Genomic DNA, 14,226 nt, shown 5'->3' with positions numbered 1-14,226 from the left:
TGGGGTCAAGGCGCCGCGGTGACGCGGAACTTGATCACGACTTCGTCGGCGACCATGCTCGTGTCCTTCCACTCGCCTTCGCCGATGTTGAAGGCCAGCCGCCTGATCGGCAACTGACCCTCGAATACCTGTTTGCCGCCTTCGGCCTTGACCGCCAGCGGGAAGCTGACGTCGGCGGTTTTCCCTTTCAGGGTCAGCTTGCCCGACACGGTCAGCTTGCCGGCGCCGTTTGGTGCGATGCTGGTGGACACGAAGCTGGCCTTAGGGAATTGCGCGGAATTGAACCATTCCTTCTTGGCGACTTCCTTGTTGTACATCGGGTCGCCGATGTCGAAGCTGGCGGTATTGATCTCGACGCTCGCTTTCGAGGCGGCCGGCTTGGCCGCGTCATAGTCGATGCTGGCGCTGAAGCTGCGAAACGGCGCTTCCACCGGCACGTTCATCTGCTTGAACACGGCCGAGACGCTGCTCCTGGCCGGGTCGGTCTTGAGCGGGACGGCGGCGGCGATGGCGCTGGCGCCGACCAGGGTTGCCACCAGCAGAGCCTTGAATGGGTTCATCGTTTTTCCTTCGGGGTAGGGATGGGGAGCATGCGCTGCATCACGCCGTCGCGGTCGACCAGCAGGTGCTTGAACGCGGCCAGCACGTGCAGGGCCACCAGGGCGGCCAGCAGCATATTGAGCCAGTAGTGCACGTCGCGCAGCACGGCGCGCAGCGCGGGATCGGGCCCGATCAGCACCGGCAGCGGGATCTCGCTGAAATAGACGACCGGGAAGCCGGCCGCCAGGCTGAAGAAATAGCCCGACAGCGGCACCGCGAACATCAGCACGTACAGCAGGCCGTGCAGGCCATGCGCGGCGCCGCGCTGCCAGGCCGGCATGGCGTCGGCATACTGCGGCGGGTGGTTGAACAGGCGCCACAAGAGGCGCAGCGCCGCCAGGCCGAGCACGGTGACGCCAGCCCATTTATGCCAGTTGGTGTAGCGGATCTTGGCCATGCTGATGCCCTGGATGTCGGTCATGACCAGGCCGAGCGTGAAGGTGCCGACGATGGCGATGGCGATCAGCCAGTGCAGCACGATTGCGGGCATCGTATAGCGGCGCATGTTTGTGTTCAGGCAATTAGTACGAGTTAGAACTAACCAACTATAGCAAAAAAGCGCTCACGCTGCTGCCGGGCTTGAATTTCTGTCGCAACACTAGCACGGACTTGTAAAAAACGCAGTATCCGGCGCGACCGCATGACCAGCCGGCGATGAATTTTTGTTGCTGATTGTTGCCTTGGCCTCGTGTCGGTCACGGGGGCGGCCGCCTGTCTGGCCGGCGGCCGTCGCCATGCCTTCTTGCATGGCGCTGGACGCGCGCGTCGGCGTGATGTACCGCGCGCGGTGCGAGCCGCGGGCGGGTGGGGAGCTGAGGTGGGTTACTGAGGTAGGTTACTGAGGCGATGCCGCCGCAGCGGCGGCATCGATCGACGCGGTGTCAGATATCGGCCGCCAGCTTTGCCGCCAGGCCGGTGTAGTTTGCCGGCGTCATCGCCAGCATCAGGTCCTTGGCTTCCTGCGGCACGGCCAGGGTCTCGATGAACTCGCGCAGTGCGTCGCGCGTGATGCCCTTGCCGCGGGTCAGTTCCTTCAGCTGCTCGTAGGGATTGGCGATGCCGTAGCGGCGCATCACGGTCTGCACCGGCTCGGCCAGCACTTCCCAGTTCGCATCCAGGTCCTGCTCCAGGCGGGCGGCGTTGACTTCGAGCTTGTTCAGGCCGCGCAGGCAGCTGTCGTAGGCCAGCAGGGCGTAGCCGAAGCCGACGCCGATATTGCGCAGCACCGTCGAATCGGTCAGGTCGCGCTGCATGCGCGAGACCGGCAGCTTGTCGGCCATGTGGCGCAGCATCGCATTGGCCAGGCCCAGGTTGCCTTCCGAGTTCTCGAAGTCGATCGGGTTGACCTTGTGCGGCATGGTCGACGAACCGATTTCGCCGGCCCGCAGCTTCTGCTTGAAGTAGCCCAGCGACACATAGGTCCAGATGTCGCGGTTCAGGTCGAGCAGGATGGTGTTGGTGCGCGCGATCGCGTCGAACATCTCGGCCATGTAGTCGTGCGGCTCGATCTGGATCGTGTACGGATTGAAGCTCAAGCCCAGGCGCTGCTCGATCACGTTCTTCGAGAAGCTTGGCCAGTCGAATTCCGGATACGCCGACAGGTGCGCGTTGTAGTTGCCGACCGCGCCATTCATCTTGCCCAGGATCTCGACGTCGGCGATGCGCTTGACCGCGCGTTGCAGGCGCGCGACCACGTTGGCGAATTCCTTGCCGAGCGTCGTCGGGCTGGCGGTCTGGCCGTGGGTGCGCGACAGCATTGGCAGCGCCGCGTTGGCGTGGGCGATCTCGGTCAGTTTCGCGATGATGGCCTGCAGGGCCGGCAGCAGCACGCCGTCGCGCGCGCTTTTCAGCATCATGCCGTGCGAGGTGTTGTTGATGTCTTCCGAGGTGCAGGCGAAGTGGATGAACTCGCTGGCCGCGACCAGTTCCGGCACGTCCTTGACCTGTTCCTTGAGCCAGTATTCGACCGCCTTGACGTCATGGTTGGTGACCGCTTCGATTTCCTTGATGCGCGCGGCATCCTGTTCGCCAAATTGCGCGGCGAGCTTGTCGAGGTGAGCGATCGCGTCAGCCGAGAACGGCTTGATCTCGGCAAAGCCGGCCTGCGACAGCGCCTGCAGCCACGCGATCTCGACCTTCACGCGGTGGTGCATGAAACCAGTTTCCGACAGGATCGGGCGCAGCTTGTCGGTTTTCGAAGCGTAACGGCCGTCGAGCGGGGACAGGGCCGACAAGGTAGGGGACAGGGCGGTAGAGGTCATGGCAGCAGTGGCGGTCAAAAACGCGGATTTTACCACCGGACGGGCGGCGAACCCTTGCGCATGCTGCGGTGCACGACTGTGTTGGGGCGGCGACAGCGCAGGTTTTGCTGCAGGGCCCGATGTTATACTGGGCTTCGATTCCCAACTGCGACCTCCCATGAAACTCATCGGTTCTGTCACCAGCCCCTACGTCCGCAAGGTCCGTGTCGTGATGGCGGATAAAAAGCTCGACTATTCCTTTATTCAAGAGAACGTCTGGGCCGCCGACACCACCATCCAGCAGACGAATCCGCTGGGCAAGGTTCCATGCCTGGTGATGGAAGACGGCAGCACCCTGTACGACTCGCGCGTGATCGCCGAATACCTCGACACGCTCACCCCGGTCTGCAAGCTGCTGCCGCCGAACGGCCGTGACCGGGCCGAGGTCAAGGTCTGGGAAGCCCTGGCCGACGGCGTGCTCGACGCCGGCATCCTGGTGCGCCTGGAAACCACCCTGCGTCCCGAAGCCCAGCAGAGCCCGGAATGGATCGCCCGCCAATGGGGCAAGGTGCACGCCGGCCTGCGCGTGATGTCCGAGCGCCTGGGCGAGTCAAGCTTCTGCGCCGGCAACCACTATTCGCTGGCCGACGTCGCCGTCGGCTGCGCCCTGGGCTGGATCGCCTTCCGCTTCCCCGACATCGACTGGCGCGGCGACTATCCGAACCTGGCCCGCCTGTTCGATAAATTGTCCGAGCGTCAGTCGTTCAAGGACACCGTCCCCTCCCTCGCATGAACGGCGCGCCGGGCATGTCCACTGCCGTGGTGTTCGGCGAAGCGCTGGTCGACGATTTTCAGTCCGAGCAGGTCGTCGGCGGGGCGCCGTTCAACGTGGCGCGCCACCTGGCCGCCTTCATGGCGAGGGTAGCGGTCATTACCCGCATTGGCGAGGACAAGAACGGCCGGCTGGTGCGCGCCGAATTCGAGCGCTTCGCCATGAGCGAGGCCGGCCTGCAGCTCGACCCGCTCGAAGAAACCGGCCGCGTGGTGGTCGAGCGCGGCCCGCGCGGCCACCGTTTCACGATCCTGCCGAACCAGGCCTACGACTTCATCGACCGCGCCGCGGCGGTGGCGAGCATGGACGGTGTCGCGCCGGGCATCGTCTATTTCGGCATGCTGGCCCAGCGCCACGAAGTGGCGCGCGGCGCGCTCGAGGCGGTGCTGGACAGGGGCGCCGGCACGGTCCTGCGCTTCCTCGACCTGAACCTGCGCGATGGCCAGTACGACGAGTGCGGCGTCACCCGCTCGCTGCAGGCGGCGAACGTCGTCAAGGTCAACGAAGAAGAATTGCAGGCGCTGCTCGGCTGGTACTGCCAGATCAAGCCCGACGATCCGCCGCTGGCGGCCGACGAGGTGCATGCCTCGTGCCAGGTTTTGCTGAAGATGTTCTCGCTCGACGCCCTGATCGTCACCCTGGGCCACCGCGGCTCGGCGTACTTCGACAGCGAGGGCCGGGTCCTGTCCCAGCGCGATCATCCGGCCCCGCCGTTCGTGATCGATACGGTGGGGGCGGGCGACGCCTTCGCGGCGATCTTCCTGCTGGGACGCATGCGCGGCTGGCCGCTCGAGCTGAGCCTGGCGCGTGCGAACGAATTCGCCGGCGCCATCTGCGCGATTCCCGGCGCGGTGCCGAGGGATATGGGGTTCTACGACAAGTGGATGACGCGCTGGCGCTGAACGCCAGGCCGGGCATGCAATGAAAAAGGGCCGGCGCAAGCCGGCCCTTTACGTTCAAGTCGCGATCACGGCGCGATCTGGCTCTGCAGGTAGTTCTGGATGCCGACCTTGACGATCAGGTCGAGCTGGGTTTCCAGCCACTCGATGTGTTCTTCGGTGTCTTCCAGGATTTCCAGGAACAGGTCGCGCGACACGTAGTCGGCAGCCGCTTCGCAGGCGGCGATGCCTTCCTTGACGGTCACTTGCGCGGCGCGTTCCAGCTTCAGGTCGCATTCCAGCATTTCCTGGGTCGATTCGCCGATCAGGAGCTTGTGCAGCGCCTGCAGGTTCGGCAGGCCGTCCAGCATCAGGATGCGGTCGATCAGTTTGTCGGCATGTTTCATTTCGCCGATCGATTCTTCGTATTCTTTCTTGCCCAGTTTTTCCAGGCCCCAATGGCGGTACATGCGCGCATGCAGGAAATACTGGTTGACTGCGGTGAGTTCGTTGGTCAGCTGTGCGTTCAGCAGACGGATGACGTTTTGATCGCCTTTCATTGGAGTGCCCCTAATTGATTTTGAATGGACACCATGATAGCAAACAAGCCGCTGCAATATGGCCTCAAAAGAGAGAATTTTCGCCAAAAAAGCGCATTAAATCGCAGAAAATGCCAAAAAATACGGCGTAATAGAAACCGTTCTCACTCCATACTGGGAACGCTTCTCGCTACCGCCAGAATGAAAATGAAAGCACTTCTCATTTCACCCGCACGTGCATCTTTCGGAGCATGTTTTATCGATTAAAAACCATGGCCGCTCGGTATGACGCGCCCGCGCAGCAGGGTCGCGAGTTCGTCGGAATTGCGGCGTCAGGTCGACGCCGGCGCGCCGCAGCAGCGCGCATTCAATGACGGACAGGAAAATGGTTGACCGGCCAGGCTGGCCGGGCGCGATGAACGGCTGTTCAAGCGACGGTCGCGGACCGGACAAGCCCCGCCGCGTGGCGGGACAGAAGCGGCGCTATTCGGCAGTTCAGGCCGCTTGGGGGATGCGGCGAACTTCGGTGATCGTGGTCTTGCTGTCGATGTGCTCATGCAGGACTTCGCGCGCATAGCTGACGCATTTGCCGCACATGGTGCCGACGCCCAGTTCCTTGCGCAGCTCTGCCATCGAGGAGATGCCCAGGTCGGCGGCCTGGCGGATTTCACGGTCGGAGATGTTGTTGCAGACACAGACGATCATCGAGACTACCCTTGCTGTTTACACTACAAAAATGCGAATCATTCTCATTTGCGTTGCTATTTTCTGTAAACCGGACCGCGAAATCAAGTGATTTTTACGTGTCATGGACACTTTTTTTGCGCTTTCCGCTCATGCAATGACAAGCTGCAAATAGAAATAATTCGCATTTAGAGCTATGATGTCGGCATCATTCTTGTCGCTGTCTCATAAGCGCAACAACCATCTGGAAGCTGCCATGACCCTAGCCCCCACCCTGTCCACACTCGACTCGCTGAAAGCGGGCCAGAGTGCCACCGTCGTCCAGCTGGCGCCGCATGCGCAGGGCGGCGTCGACGTCCAGCGCCGCCTGATGGAGCTGGGCTTCGTGCCGGGCGAGCGCATCCGCGTGCTCAAGCGGGTGCTGGGTGGTCCGCTGGCGGTCAAGGTCGGCGAGTCGACCTTCGCGCTGCGTCGCTTCGAAGCTGCCCTGATCTCGATCGATTCGGTCAATTCGATCAAGGCGGACTGAACGCATGGGAGTCATGGAACAACAAGTGGCCGCCCGCACTCCGCTGGTCGCACTGCTCGGCAACCCCAACTGCGGCAAGACCGCGCTCTTCAACCGTCTCACCGGCTCGCGCCAGAAGGTCGCGAACTATGCCGGCGTCACCATCGAGCGCAAGGAAGGCAGCTTCAAGTTGCCATCCGGCCGGGCGTTCCGCGTGCTCGACCTGCCGGGCGCCTACAGCCTGAATGCGCAGACGCCGGACGAGGGCATCACACGCGACGTGGTGGTCGGCCTGCGCGCGGGAGAACAGGCGCCGGACGCGGTGCTGTGCGTGGTCAACGCCACCAATCTGCGCCTGAACCTGCGCCTGGTGCTGGAACTCAAGCGCCTCGGCCTGCCGATGGTGCTGACCCTGAACATGGTCGACGTCGCCCGGAAGCGCGGCATCGAGATCGACACCGCGAAGCTGGCGCAGGAACTGGGCATGCCGGTGGTGGAAACCGTCGCCATCCAGTCGGGCGGCGAACAGGCGCTGCTGGCCGAGCTCGAGCGCATGACCTTCGACGCGCCGGTCAAGGTCAATCCGCTGTCGGCGATCGATGCGGTGCCGGTCGAAGAGACCCAGCGCGAGGTGCGCCGCATCCTGTCGATCGCCGTCTCCACCGCGAAGGACAGCGGCAACCTGACCGAAAAAATCGACAATGTCGTGATGCATCCGATTGCGGGACTGGTCATCCTGGCCGCGCTGATGTTCCTGATCTTCCAGGCCGTGTTCAGCTGGGCCGGCACGCCGATGGACCTGATCGAGGCCGGCGTCGGCGCCCTGGGCGGATTCGTCGGCGACCTGCTCGGCGAAGGCATCCTGCACAGCCTGATCGTGGACGGCATCATCGCCGGCGTGGGCAGCGTGCTGGTGTTCCTGCCGCAGATCCTGATCCTGTTCTTCTTCATCCTGCTGCTCGAAGACGTGGGCTACCTGCCGCGCGCGGCCTTCCTGCTCGACCGCATCATGGGCAGCGTCGGCCTGTCGGGCCGCTCCTTCCTGCCGCTCCTGTCCTCCTTCGCCTGCGCGATCCCCGGCGTGATGGCCGCGCGCACGATCCAGAATCCGCGCGACCGCCTGGTGACGATCATGATCGCGCCCCTGATGACGTGTTCGGCGCGCCTGCCGGTGTATGCGCTGCTGATCGCGGCCTTCATCCCCGACCAGACCGTGGCCGGCATCCTCAACCTGCAGGGCCTGGTGCTGTTCATTCTGTACATGGCCGGCATCCTGTCGGCGATGGGCGTGGCCTGGTTCATGAAGCGCCGCAGCACCTACAAGCAGCACGCGCTGATGCTCGAACTGCCGGCCTACCACTGGCCGCAGCTGAGCGCCCTGGCCTCGGGCCTGCTGGAACGCACCAGGATCTTCCTGATGCGGGTCGGCACGCTGATCCTGACCATGATGGTCCTGCTCTGGCTGCTGTCGAGTTTCCCGGGCGCGCCGGAAGGCGCGGCCGAGCCGCCGATCTACTACAGCGTGGCCGGCATGATCGGCCGCGCGCTGGAAGTGATCCTGGCGCCGATCGGCTTCAACTGGCAGATCGCGATCGCCCTGGTGCCCGGCATGGCCGCGCGCGAAGTGGCGGTCGGCGCGCTGGGCACCGTGTACGCGCTGTCCGGCGGCGACGAGGTCGGCGACACGCTGGCGCCGCTGATCGCGCAATCGTGGTCGCTGGCCACGGGCCTGGCGCTGCTGGCCTGGTACGTCTACGCGCCGCACTGCCTGCCGACGCTGGCCACCGTGGCCCGCGAAACCGGCAGCCGCAAGTACGCCTGGATCATGGCCGGCTACATGTTCGGCCTGGCCTACGTGGCCGCCTTCATCGTCTATCGCGTCACCCTCGCCGTCACTGGAGCCTGAATCATGCAGGAACTGCTGGTTGCCGTCATCGTGCTTGCCTCGGCGCTGTACCTGGGCGCGAAAACCATGCCGGCTGGCCTGCGCGTGCGTCTGGTCAGGCACCTGACCCGGGGCGGGCGCACGTCGGTCTTGGCGCGCTGGCTCGACAAGGCGGGAGGCGGCGGTTGCGGCGGCGGCGGCTGCGGCAGCGGCTGCGCGCCCAAGCAACCGGATTCGCCCGGCAAGCACCGCGTGATCAAGCTGCACCAGAAACACTGAGTTTTCTTCTTCAATCCCGCAGCGCCGCGATCAGGCGCTGCGCGTCGAACGGCGCATGCACCTTGATGTCGTTGTCGAAGTAGCAGTAGACGTCGCGCTTGCTGCGCTTGCGCGGCGCCTTGTCCGACGCCAGGCAGGCGTCGTGCGGCTGTCCGCCATCGCGCCAGGCGCGAATCTTCCTTGCCCAGTGTTCGATGGCCCGGTCGTCGTAGCCGCTCGCATACAGTTCCTTGTCGCCATGCAGGCGCACGTACATGAAGTCGGCCGTCACATCCTCGATCCGCGGCCATTTTCCGGCCGTGTCGGCCACCACCAGCGCCACCTTGTACTTGCGCAGCAGGGCGATGAAGACGGGGTCGATGAAGCTGTCGTGGCGGATCTCGACCGCATGGCGCATCGGTCTCCTGGGTCCCGGATCGAGCGCGACCCGGCCTTCCATGCGTTTTTCGTGCCCCTTGGCCAGTTCGGCCGCGGCATGGGTGTCGTGCGGCAGCAGCGCGAGAAAGGCTTCGAAGCGCTCCGGCTCAAAAGAAAAATTGGGCGGGAACTGCCACAGCATGGGACCGAGCTTTTCGCGCAGCATGAACACGCCCGAGGCCAGCACATTGGCCAGCGGTTTGCCGGCGACCTTCAGGCGCAGCATGTGGGTGATGAAGCGGTTGCCCTTGACCGCGAACACGAAGCCGGGCGGCGTGGCCGTGTACCAGGCAGCATAGCTCTCCGGCCGCTGCAGCGCGTAGAAGGAGCCGTTGATCTCGATGCTGGGGAGCTGGCCGGACGCGTATTCGAGCTCGCGGCGCTGGACCAGGCCGGGCGGATAGAACTTGCCGCGCCACGGCGCGTAGCGCCACCCCGAGATGCCGATATGGGTCGATCCGCTCATGCCTGCCACGATACACGGCGCGCCGGCGCGTGGTCGTACGCTGGCGCACCCAGCCGGCGCCCGTGCCGTCGAAGCGCGCGCCGCCGGTCCACCGGGCGGCTGCGCCCTTTTGGCAAAGGCGCAACAGTGCTAAGCTAGCGCCCATCGTCACTCCCAGAGCCGCCATGATCGTCGTCCACCACCTGAACAATTCGCGCTCGCAGCGCATCCTGTGGCTGCTGGAAGAGCTGGGCCTGGAGTACGAGATCAAGCGCTACCAGCGCGATCCCCGCACCATGCTGGCCCCGCCCGAGCTGAAGGCGGTGCACCCACTGGGCAAGTCGCCCGTCATCAGCGACGGCGGCCTGGTCGTGGCCGAGTCGGGCGCCATCGTCGAGTACCTGGTCGAACGTCATGGCGACGGCCGCCTGCGGCCCGCTGCCGGCACCCCGGCGCGCCTGCGCTATACCCACTTCCTGCATTATGCGGAAGGGTCGGCGATGCCGCCGCTGCTGCTCAAGCTGGTGTTCGACAAGGTCGAGAGCAGCCCGATGCCGTTCTTCGTCAAGCCGATCGCGCGCGGCATCGCGCAAAAGATCAAGGGCAGCTTCGTGCTGCCGCAGATCGCGCTGCACCTGGGCTATCTGGAAGCGGAACTGGGCAAGCATCCCTGGTTCACCGGCGAGGAATTCACGGCGGCCGACATCCAGCTCAGCTTCCCGCTGGAGGCGGCGGCCTCGCGCGGCGGACTGGATGGCAAGTATCCGAACCTGAGCGACTTCCTGAAGCGCATCCATGCGCGGCCGGCCTACCAGCGCGCGCTCGCGCGCGGCGGCAAGTACGAGATCGGCAAGGCCTGACGGAGTCCAGCGCATGGCCAAGCTGCTCGCCATCGACGGCCTGAACATCGTGCGCCGGGTGTACGAGGCCAGTCCCGAACCGGATTCGGATCTGAAGGCCAGCATCGCCTTGCGCCACGCCTTCTCGTCGTTTCGCAACCTGCTCGAGACGCATGCGCCGACCCACGTGCTGGCGGCGTTCGACCACGGCGGCGAGAACTGGCGCCACGCCCTCTATCCGCGCTACCGCGAGGGCAGGGCGGCGATGCCGCGCGAACTGCGCGCGGCGCTGCCCGAGTTCCACGAGCGCCTGCGCGGCGCCGGCCTGCACGTGGTGTCGATTCCCGAGGTCGAGGCCGACGACGTGATCGCCACCGGCGTGATGCGCTGGCTGTCGGAAGGACGCGGCGAAGCCATCGTCGCCACCACCGACAAGGACCTGCACCCCTTGATCGCGCATGGCGCGCTGGTGTGGGACCATTTCAAGAACGAATGGCACGACGACGCCTGGGTGCGCCAGCGCTTCGGCGTCGCGCCCGAGCGGCTGCACGACCTGCTGGCGCTGATGGGCGATCCGACCGACGGCGTGCCGGGCGTGTCCAAGATCGGCATGAAGACGGCCGCGCGCCTGCTCAATGCCTATGGCAGCCTCGACGCCGTCATTGCCGGCGCCGGCATCCTCAAGACGCCGCTGGGCGAAAGGCTGCGCGCCGAGCGTGAGATACTCGAGATCTCGCGCTGCCTGGTGTCGCTCAAGCTCGACGTGCGCCTGGGCGTGACCTGGAACATGCTGGCCTATGAATCGAATTAAGAGGGAAACGACGCGATGCTCAAGGCGGTAATCGTGGATGGAAACGCGCTGTCGCGTTCGATGCTGGGCACCGTGCTGGCCGACGGCAGCTATGAGGTGGTGGGCGCGACCCATACCAGCGCGCTCGGCTACGCCCTGGCGATCAAGCACCGCCCGCACGTGATCTGCATCGCGCGCGAGCAGGTCGAGGACGGCAACAACGTGGTCGAACAGCTGCGCGCCGAGCTGCCCAAGACCCTGATCTTCCTGGTCTCGGGCACGCTCGATGCGCAGGCCGTGCAGTCGGCAGCGTCGCGCGGCGTGCACGGCTTCATCGTCAAGCCGTTCAAGGCCGACACCGTGCTCAAGACCATTCGCAATACCGTGATCTCCTTCGTCAAGAAGCAGCAGGCGGCGCCCAAGGCGGACTAGCCGCGGCGCCCGACTTCGTCGGACGCGATGGCCGCCAGTTCGCGCAGCGCACGCAATTCGCGTTCGCGCAGGCGCCGCGGTTCGCGGTCAAGCACGCACAGCGAACCGAGCGCCAGCCCGTCGGCGCCCCGCACCGGATAGCCGGCATAGAAGCGGATGTACGGCGCGCCCGTTACCAGGGGATTGGCGGCGAAGCGCGGGTCGGCGCCCGCATCTTCCACCACGAAAACCCCGTCCTGCATGATCGTGTGGCTGCAGAAGGCCACTTCGCGCGGGGATTCGCGCAGCGCGATGCCGATGCGCGACTTGAACCATTGGCGTTGCCCGGACAGTAGCGTGAGCAGGGCCATCGGGCATTCGGTCACGTGGCTGGCCAGCCAGGTCACGCGGTCGAACACGGCTTCCTCGGGCGAGCCCATCAGCCTGGACGCGGCCAGCGCCGCCAGGCGCTGCGCTTCGTTGGGCGCCACCGGATAAGCGGGGGCCGGCGAGGGGAGTAATTCGGCGGCGAGCCGCGCGGACTGCGCCGCGGGCAGGCCGGCTTCGCGCTGCCGCATCAGCTGCGTCACCGCGCTCAGGCGCACCCTGCGATGGCCGCCTGGGGTCTTCCAGGTGGGCAGCGCACCGCCTTCCATCCAGACCTGGGCGGTGCTCACCGCCACGCCCAGCAGCCGCGCCGCATCGCGCGTGGTCAGGATCGGATCGTCGTCGTGTCTCGTTGTCATGATGTGGTGTATTGCTGCAATACAGGGATTTTATACCAAGCAACAAAAAATGACGGATTTGACGAAAAATTGACAATACTTGTTGACTGTAAGAATTTTTATTGCAACAATGAATCAAAATTCGTCAATTCCGTCATTTCTGGTGCATGTGCGCCAGCCAGGGCCCGCGCATGAACTTACCGATCAAACCAGCACTATTGGCCCCGTCCATCCATGAAGCGGCGCGTCTCGAAGCCCTGCATCGGCTCGAATTGCTGGACACGCCGCCCAGCGAGGCCTTCGACCGCATCACGCGGATGGCGGCCCAGCTGTTCAATCTGCCGATCGCGGCGGTGTCGCTGACCGACAGCGATCGCCAGTGGTTCAAGTCGAAGGTCGGCGTTCCGCATGATTCGATCCCGCGACTGCGCGCGCCGTGCGCGACGGTTACCGACACGGCCCACGTGCTGGTGGTGCCTGACCTGCTTGAAAACGCCTTCTTTCGCGACAGCAGGCTGGCCGCGGACGGCATCCGCTTCTATGCCGGCGCCCCGCTCGTGACCAGCGACGGCTTTGCGCTGGGCGCGATGTGCGTGCTGGGCACCGAACCGCGCCAGGTGACGGCGGCCGAGAGGCAGACGCTGCAGGACCTGGCGACGATGGTGATGGCGCAGGTCGAGTTGCAGCATGCGCTGGGCCGGATCGATCCGACCAGCGGCCTGCCCAACCGTAACCAGTTCATCGGCGACTTCACCGATCTCGAGCTGGCCGGACCGGCGGGCGACATGCGCCTGGCGGCCCTGGTCAGCCTGGCCAGCCCGCAGGAGCTCAGCGACGCCCAGCGCGTGATGGGTTCCGGCTATCTCGACGAGATGATGCGCGACGCGGTGCCGCAGCTGCGCCTGGGCGGCGCCAGCAAGATCTACCACGTGGCCAGCACCCAGTTCGCCTTCTTCGCGCCGCCCGGCGTCTCGCTCGATACCTTCCGCGTCCAGCTGCAGTCCTGGCTCGACGCCCGCGCCAGTTGCGGCCAGGGGCGCTTCATCACCACCACCACGGTCGGCATCGCGCCGTTCACGGTTGGCCAGACCGAAGGCCTGGACCTGCTGCGCAATATGCACAGCGCTGCCTACGACGCCCTGGCGACCGAGGGCTGCGTGCGCGTGTTCTCCTCCGAGCACGACGCAATCCTGCAGCGCAGCTTCTGGCTGGTGAACGCCTTCGGCGCCGCGCTCGAGAGCCGCGACCAGCTGCACCTGGTGTACCAGCCCAAGGTCGGCCTGCGCGACGGCGCCTGCTCCGGCGTCGAGGCGCTGCTGCGCTGGAACCATCCCGAGCAGGGCGCGATCTCGCCGGGCGAATTCATTCCCGTGATCGAGGGCACCTCGCTCGCGCGCGCCACCACCGAATGGGTGCTGGGCGCCGCCATGCGCCAGATGGCCGCGTGGCGTCACGACGGCGTGACGTTGCAGGTGGCGGTGAACGTGTCGGCGGTGAACCTGGAAGAACCGGATTTCTGCGACCGCGTATTGAAGCGCCTGGTGCGCCACGGCCTGGCGCCGTCAAACCTGGCGATCGAGCTGACCGAGAGTGCGCTGATGCGCAACCCGAAGGTGGCGCAGGCCACGCTGGAGCGCCTGGCGCACGCCGGCGTGCAGCTGGCGATCGACGATTTCGGCACCGGCTACAGCAGCCTGTCCTACCTGCAAAGCCTGCCGGCGAACGTGGTCAAGATCGACCAGAGCTTCATGCGCAACCTGGCGCACGACGAGCGCCGGCGCGCGCTGGTGGGGACGATGATCAAGCTGTCGCACGACCTGGGCCACAAGGTGGTGGCCGAAGGCGTGGAGACGGTGGAAGTGGAAGACTTCTTGCGCGCGGCGGGCTGCGACGAGGTGCAGGGCTACCTGCATGCGCGCCCGCTGGCGCCTGGCGCGCTGGCCACATGGCTGGCCGGGCGCGCTAATGCCGTTAAGTTAAGCTAGCTGAGCTAGCCGTCAAATACGTCGTCCCCGCGCAGGCGGGGACCCAAGTTCTGCAAACGTCGTCGAAACGCTTGCAAGATTGGGTCCCCACCTTCGTGGGGAGTCGTTACTGCCAGTGGCAGTAACGACGTTTTTACGCTAACTCAAGAAGACTTTCGCCTTAACTTAA

Annotated in this window: 16 protein-coding genes; 9 read left to right on the top strand and 7 right to left on the bottom strand. The window is 65.2% G+C overall.

What is annotated here, in order from left to right:
• Window positions 1-5 precede the first annotated feature (5 nt).
• The 3 genes from ACZ9AQ_RS17985 to purB all read right to left on the bottom strand — a co-directional run bounded on the left by ACZ9AQ_RS17985 (window position 6) and on the right by purB (window position 2,861).
• Window positions 6-560, bottom strand: coding sequence for a YceI family protein (locus ACZ9AQ_RS17985; RefSeq protein WP_429205767.1), 555 nt, complete (start codon window positions 558-560; stop codon window positions 6-8).
• Window positions 557-1,105: a cytochrome b gene (locus ACZ9AQ_RS17980; protein ID WP_429205766.1), complete on the bottom strand. Its 549-nt coding sequence runs from the start codon at window positions 1,103-1,105 to the stop codon at window positions 557-559. The genes ACZ9AQ_RS17985 and ACZ9AQ_RS17980 overlap by 4 nt, the downstream gene beginning before the upstream one ends.
• Before the next feature lie 376 nt (window positions 1,106-1,481).
• Window positions 1,482-2,861 (bottom strand): adenylosuccinate lyase, encoded by a 1,380-nt coding sequence (gene purB / locus ACZ9AQ_RS17975; protein ID WP_429205764.1) that lies wholly within the window; start codon window positions 2,859-2,861, stop codon window positions 1,482-1,484.
• A gap of 157 nt (window positions 2,862-3,018) precedes the next feature.
• Between purB and ACZ9AQ_RS17970 the strand changes: the two genes are divergently transcribed.
• Window positions 3,019-3,633 (top strand): glutathione S-transferase C-terminal domain-containing protein, encoded by a 615-nt coding sequence (locus tag ACZ9AQ_RS17970; RefSeq protein ID WP_429205762.1) that lies wholly within the window; start codon window positions 3,019-3,021, stop codon window positions 3,631-3,633.
• A 14-nt stretch (window positions 3,634-3,647) separates the two neighbouring features.
• Entirely contained in the window at window positions 3,648-4,574 is a 927-nt protein-coding gene (locus ACZ9AQ_RS17965; protein WP_429205760.1) for a PfkB family carbohydrate kinase, read from the top strand.
• Between the two features lie 65 nt (window positions 4,575-4,639).
• Here the strand turns inward: ACZ9AQ_RS17965 and bfr are convergent, their stop codons facing one another.
• Together bfr and ACZ9AQ_RS17955 are read right to left on the bottom strand one after the other, a co-directional pair.
• Entirely contained in the window at window positions 4,640-5,110 is a 471-nt protein-coding gene (gene bfr / locus ACZ9AQ_RS17960) for a bacterioferritin (protein WP_429205759.1), read from the bottom strand.
• A 474-nt stretch (window positions 5,111-5,584) separates the two neighbouring features.
• Window positions 5,585-5,794 (bottom strand): (2Fe-2S)-binding protein, encoded by a 210-nt coding sequence (locus ACZ9AQ_RS17955; RefSeq protein WP_429205757.1) that lies wholly within the window; start codon window positions 5,792-5,794, stop codon window positions 5,585-5,587.
• 235 nt (window positions 5,795-6,029) lie between these two features.
• Between ACZ9AQ_RS17955 and ACZ9AQ_RS17950 the strand changes: the two genes are divergently transcribed.
• From ACZ9AQ_RS17950 to ACZ9AQ_RS17940, 3 genes are read left to right on the top strand one after another with little or no spacing between them, the layout of a single operon-like run.
• On the top strand, window positions 6,030-6,302 hold the full coding sequence (locus tag ACZ9AQ_RS17950; protein ID WP_429205755.1) for a FeoA family protein: 273 nt from the start codon (window positions 6,030-6,032) through the stop codon (window positions 6,300-6,302).
• Window positions 6,303-6,306: 4 nt separating this feature from the next.
• A complete protein-coding gene (feoB, locus tag ACZ9AQ_RS17945; protein ID WP_429205753.1) occupies window positions 6,307-8,187 on the top strand; it encodes a ferrous iron transporter B in 1,881 nt (626 codons plus the stop codon).
• A 3-nt stretch (window positions 8,188-8,190) separates the two neighbouring features.
• On the top strand, window positions 8,191-8,445 hold the full coding sequence (locus ACZ9AQ_RS17940) for a DUF6587 family protein (RefSeq protein ID WP_429205751.1): 255 nt from the start codon (window positions 8,191-8,193) through the stop codon (window positions 8,443-8,445).
• Window positions 8,446-8,455: 10 nt separating this feature from the next.
• Here the strand turns inward: ACZ9AQ_RS17940 and ACZ9AQ_RS17935 are convergent, their stop codons facing one another.
• Window positions 8,456-9,328 carry a DUF72 domain-containing protein gene (locus ACZ9AQ_RS17935; protein WP_429205750.1) on the bottom strand — a complete coding sequence of 291 codons (873 nt, stop codon included), beginning with the start codon at window positions 9,326-9,328 and terminating at the stop codon, window positions 8,456-8,458.
• Between the two features lie 164 nt (window positions 9,329-9,492).
• On the opposite strand from ACZ9AQ_RS17935, the gene ACZ9AQ_RS17930 reads away from it, so the two are divergent.
• The 3 genes from ACZ9AQ_RS17930 to ACZ9AQ_RS17920 are packed head-to-tail and all read left to right on the top strand — an operon-like array spanning window position 9,493 to window position 11,368.
• Entirely contained in the window at window positions 9,493-10,167 is a 675-nt protein-coding gene (locus ACZ9AQ_RS17930; protein WP_429205748.1) for a glutathione S-transferase, read from the top strand.
• A 13-nt stretch (window positions 10,168-10,180) separates the two neighbouring features.
• A complete protein-coding gene (locus ACZ9AQ_RS17925) occupies window positions 10,181-10,957 on the top strand; it encodes a 5'-3' exonuclease (RefSeq protein ID WP_429205746.1) in 777 nt (258 codons plus the stop codon).
• Window positions 10,958-10,972: 15 nt separating this feature from the next.
• Entirely contained in the window at window positions 10,973-11,368 is a 396-nt protein-coding gene (locus tag ACZ9AQ_RS17920) for a response regulator (protein ID WP_429205744.1), read from the top strand.
• Here the strand turns inward: ACZ9AQ_RS17920 and ACZ9AQ_RS17915 are convergent.
• The gene (locus ACZ9AQ_RS17915; protein WP_429205742.1) at window positions 11,365-12,093 is read right to left on the bottom strand and encodes a GAF domain-containing protein; all 729 of its coding nucleotides are present in this window, start codon (window positions 12,091-12,093) and stop codon (window positions 11,365-11,367) included. The genes ACZ9AQ_RS17920 and ACZ9AQ_RS17915 overlap by 4 nt on opposite strands.
• 170 nt (window positions 12,094-12,263) lie before the next feature.
• Here ACZ9AQ_RS17915 and ACZ9AQ_RS17910 point away from each other — a divergent pair, with 170 nt between their 5' ends.
• Window positions 12,264-14,057, top strand: coding sequence for a sensor domain-containing phosphodiesterase (locus tag ACZ9AQ_RS17910; RefSeq protein ID WP_429205740.1), 1,794 nt, complete (start codon window positions 12,264-12,266; stop codon window positions 14,055-14,057).
• Window positions 14,058-14,226 lie beyond the last annotated feature (169 nt).

The organism is Massilia sp. UYP34, assembly GCF_056279385.1.
This window is presented reverse-complemented; position numbering and strand designations above follow the sequence as displayed.

Coding starts and splice junctions, on each gene's coding strand:
- ACZ9AQ_RS17985 (WP_429205767.1), bottom strand. CDS start 560: ATGAACCCATTCAAGGCTCTGCTGGTGGCAACCCTGGTCGGCGCCAGC.
- ACZ9AQ_RS17980 (WP_429205766.1), bottom strand. CDS start 1,105: ATGCGCCGCTATACGATGCCCGCAATCGTGCTGCACTGGCTGATCGCC.
- purB (WP_429205764.1), bottom strand. CDS start 2,861: ATGACCTCTACCGCCCTGTCCCCTACCTTGTCGGCCCTGTCCCCGCTC.
- ACZ9AQ_RS17970 (WP_429205762.1), top strand. CDS start 3,019: ATGAAACTCATCGGTTCTGTCACCAGCCCCTACGTCCGCAAGGTCCGT.
- ACZ9AQ_RS17965 (WP_429205760.1), top strand. CDS start 3,648: ATGTCCACTGCCGTGGTGTTCGGCGAAGCGCTGGTCGACGATTTTCAG.
- bfr (WP_429205759.1), bottom strand. CDS start 5,110: ATGAAAGGCGATCAAAACGTCATCCGTCTGCTGAACGCACAGCTGACC.
- ACZ9AQ_RS17955 (WP_429205757.1), bottom strand. CDS start 5,794: ATGATCGTCTGTGTCTGCAACAACATCTCCGACCGTGAAATCCGCCAG.
- ACZ9AQ_RS17950 (WP_429205755.1), top strand. CDS start 6,030: ATGACCCTAGCCCCCACCCTGTCCACACTCGACTCGCTGAAAGCGGGC.
- feoB (WP_429205753.1), top strand. CDS start 6,307: ATGGGAGTCATGGAACAACAAGTGGCCGCCCGCACTCCGCTGGTCGCA.
- ACZ9AQ_RS17940 (WP_429205751.1), top strand. CDS start 8,191: ATGCAGGAACTGCTGGTTGCCGTCATCGTGCTTGCCTCGGCGCTGTAC.
- ACZ9AQ_RS17935 (WP_429205750.1), bottom strand. CDS start 9,328: ATGAGCGGATCGACCCATATCGGCATCTCGGGGTGGCGCTACGCGCCG.
- ACZ9AQ_RS17930 (WP_429205748.1), top strand. CDS start 9,493: ATGATCGTCGTCCACCACCTGAACAATTCGCGCTCGCAGCGCATCCTG.
- ACZ9AQ_RS17925 (WP_429205746.1), top strand. CDS start 10,181: ATGGCCAAGCTGCTCGCCATCGACGGCCTGAACATCGTGCGCCGGGTG.
- ACZ9AQ_RS17920 (WP_429205744.1), top strand. CDS start 10,973: ATGCTCAAGGCGGTAATCGTGGATGGAAACGCGCTGTCGCGTTCGATG.
- ACZ9AQ_RS17915 (WP_429205742.1), bottom strand. CDS start 12,093: ATGACAACGAGACACGACGACGATCCGATCCTGACCACGCGCGATGCG.
- ACZ9AQ_RS17910 (WP_429205740.1), top strand. CDS start 12,264: ATGAACTTACCGATCAAACCAGCACTATTGGCCCCGTCCATCCATGAA.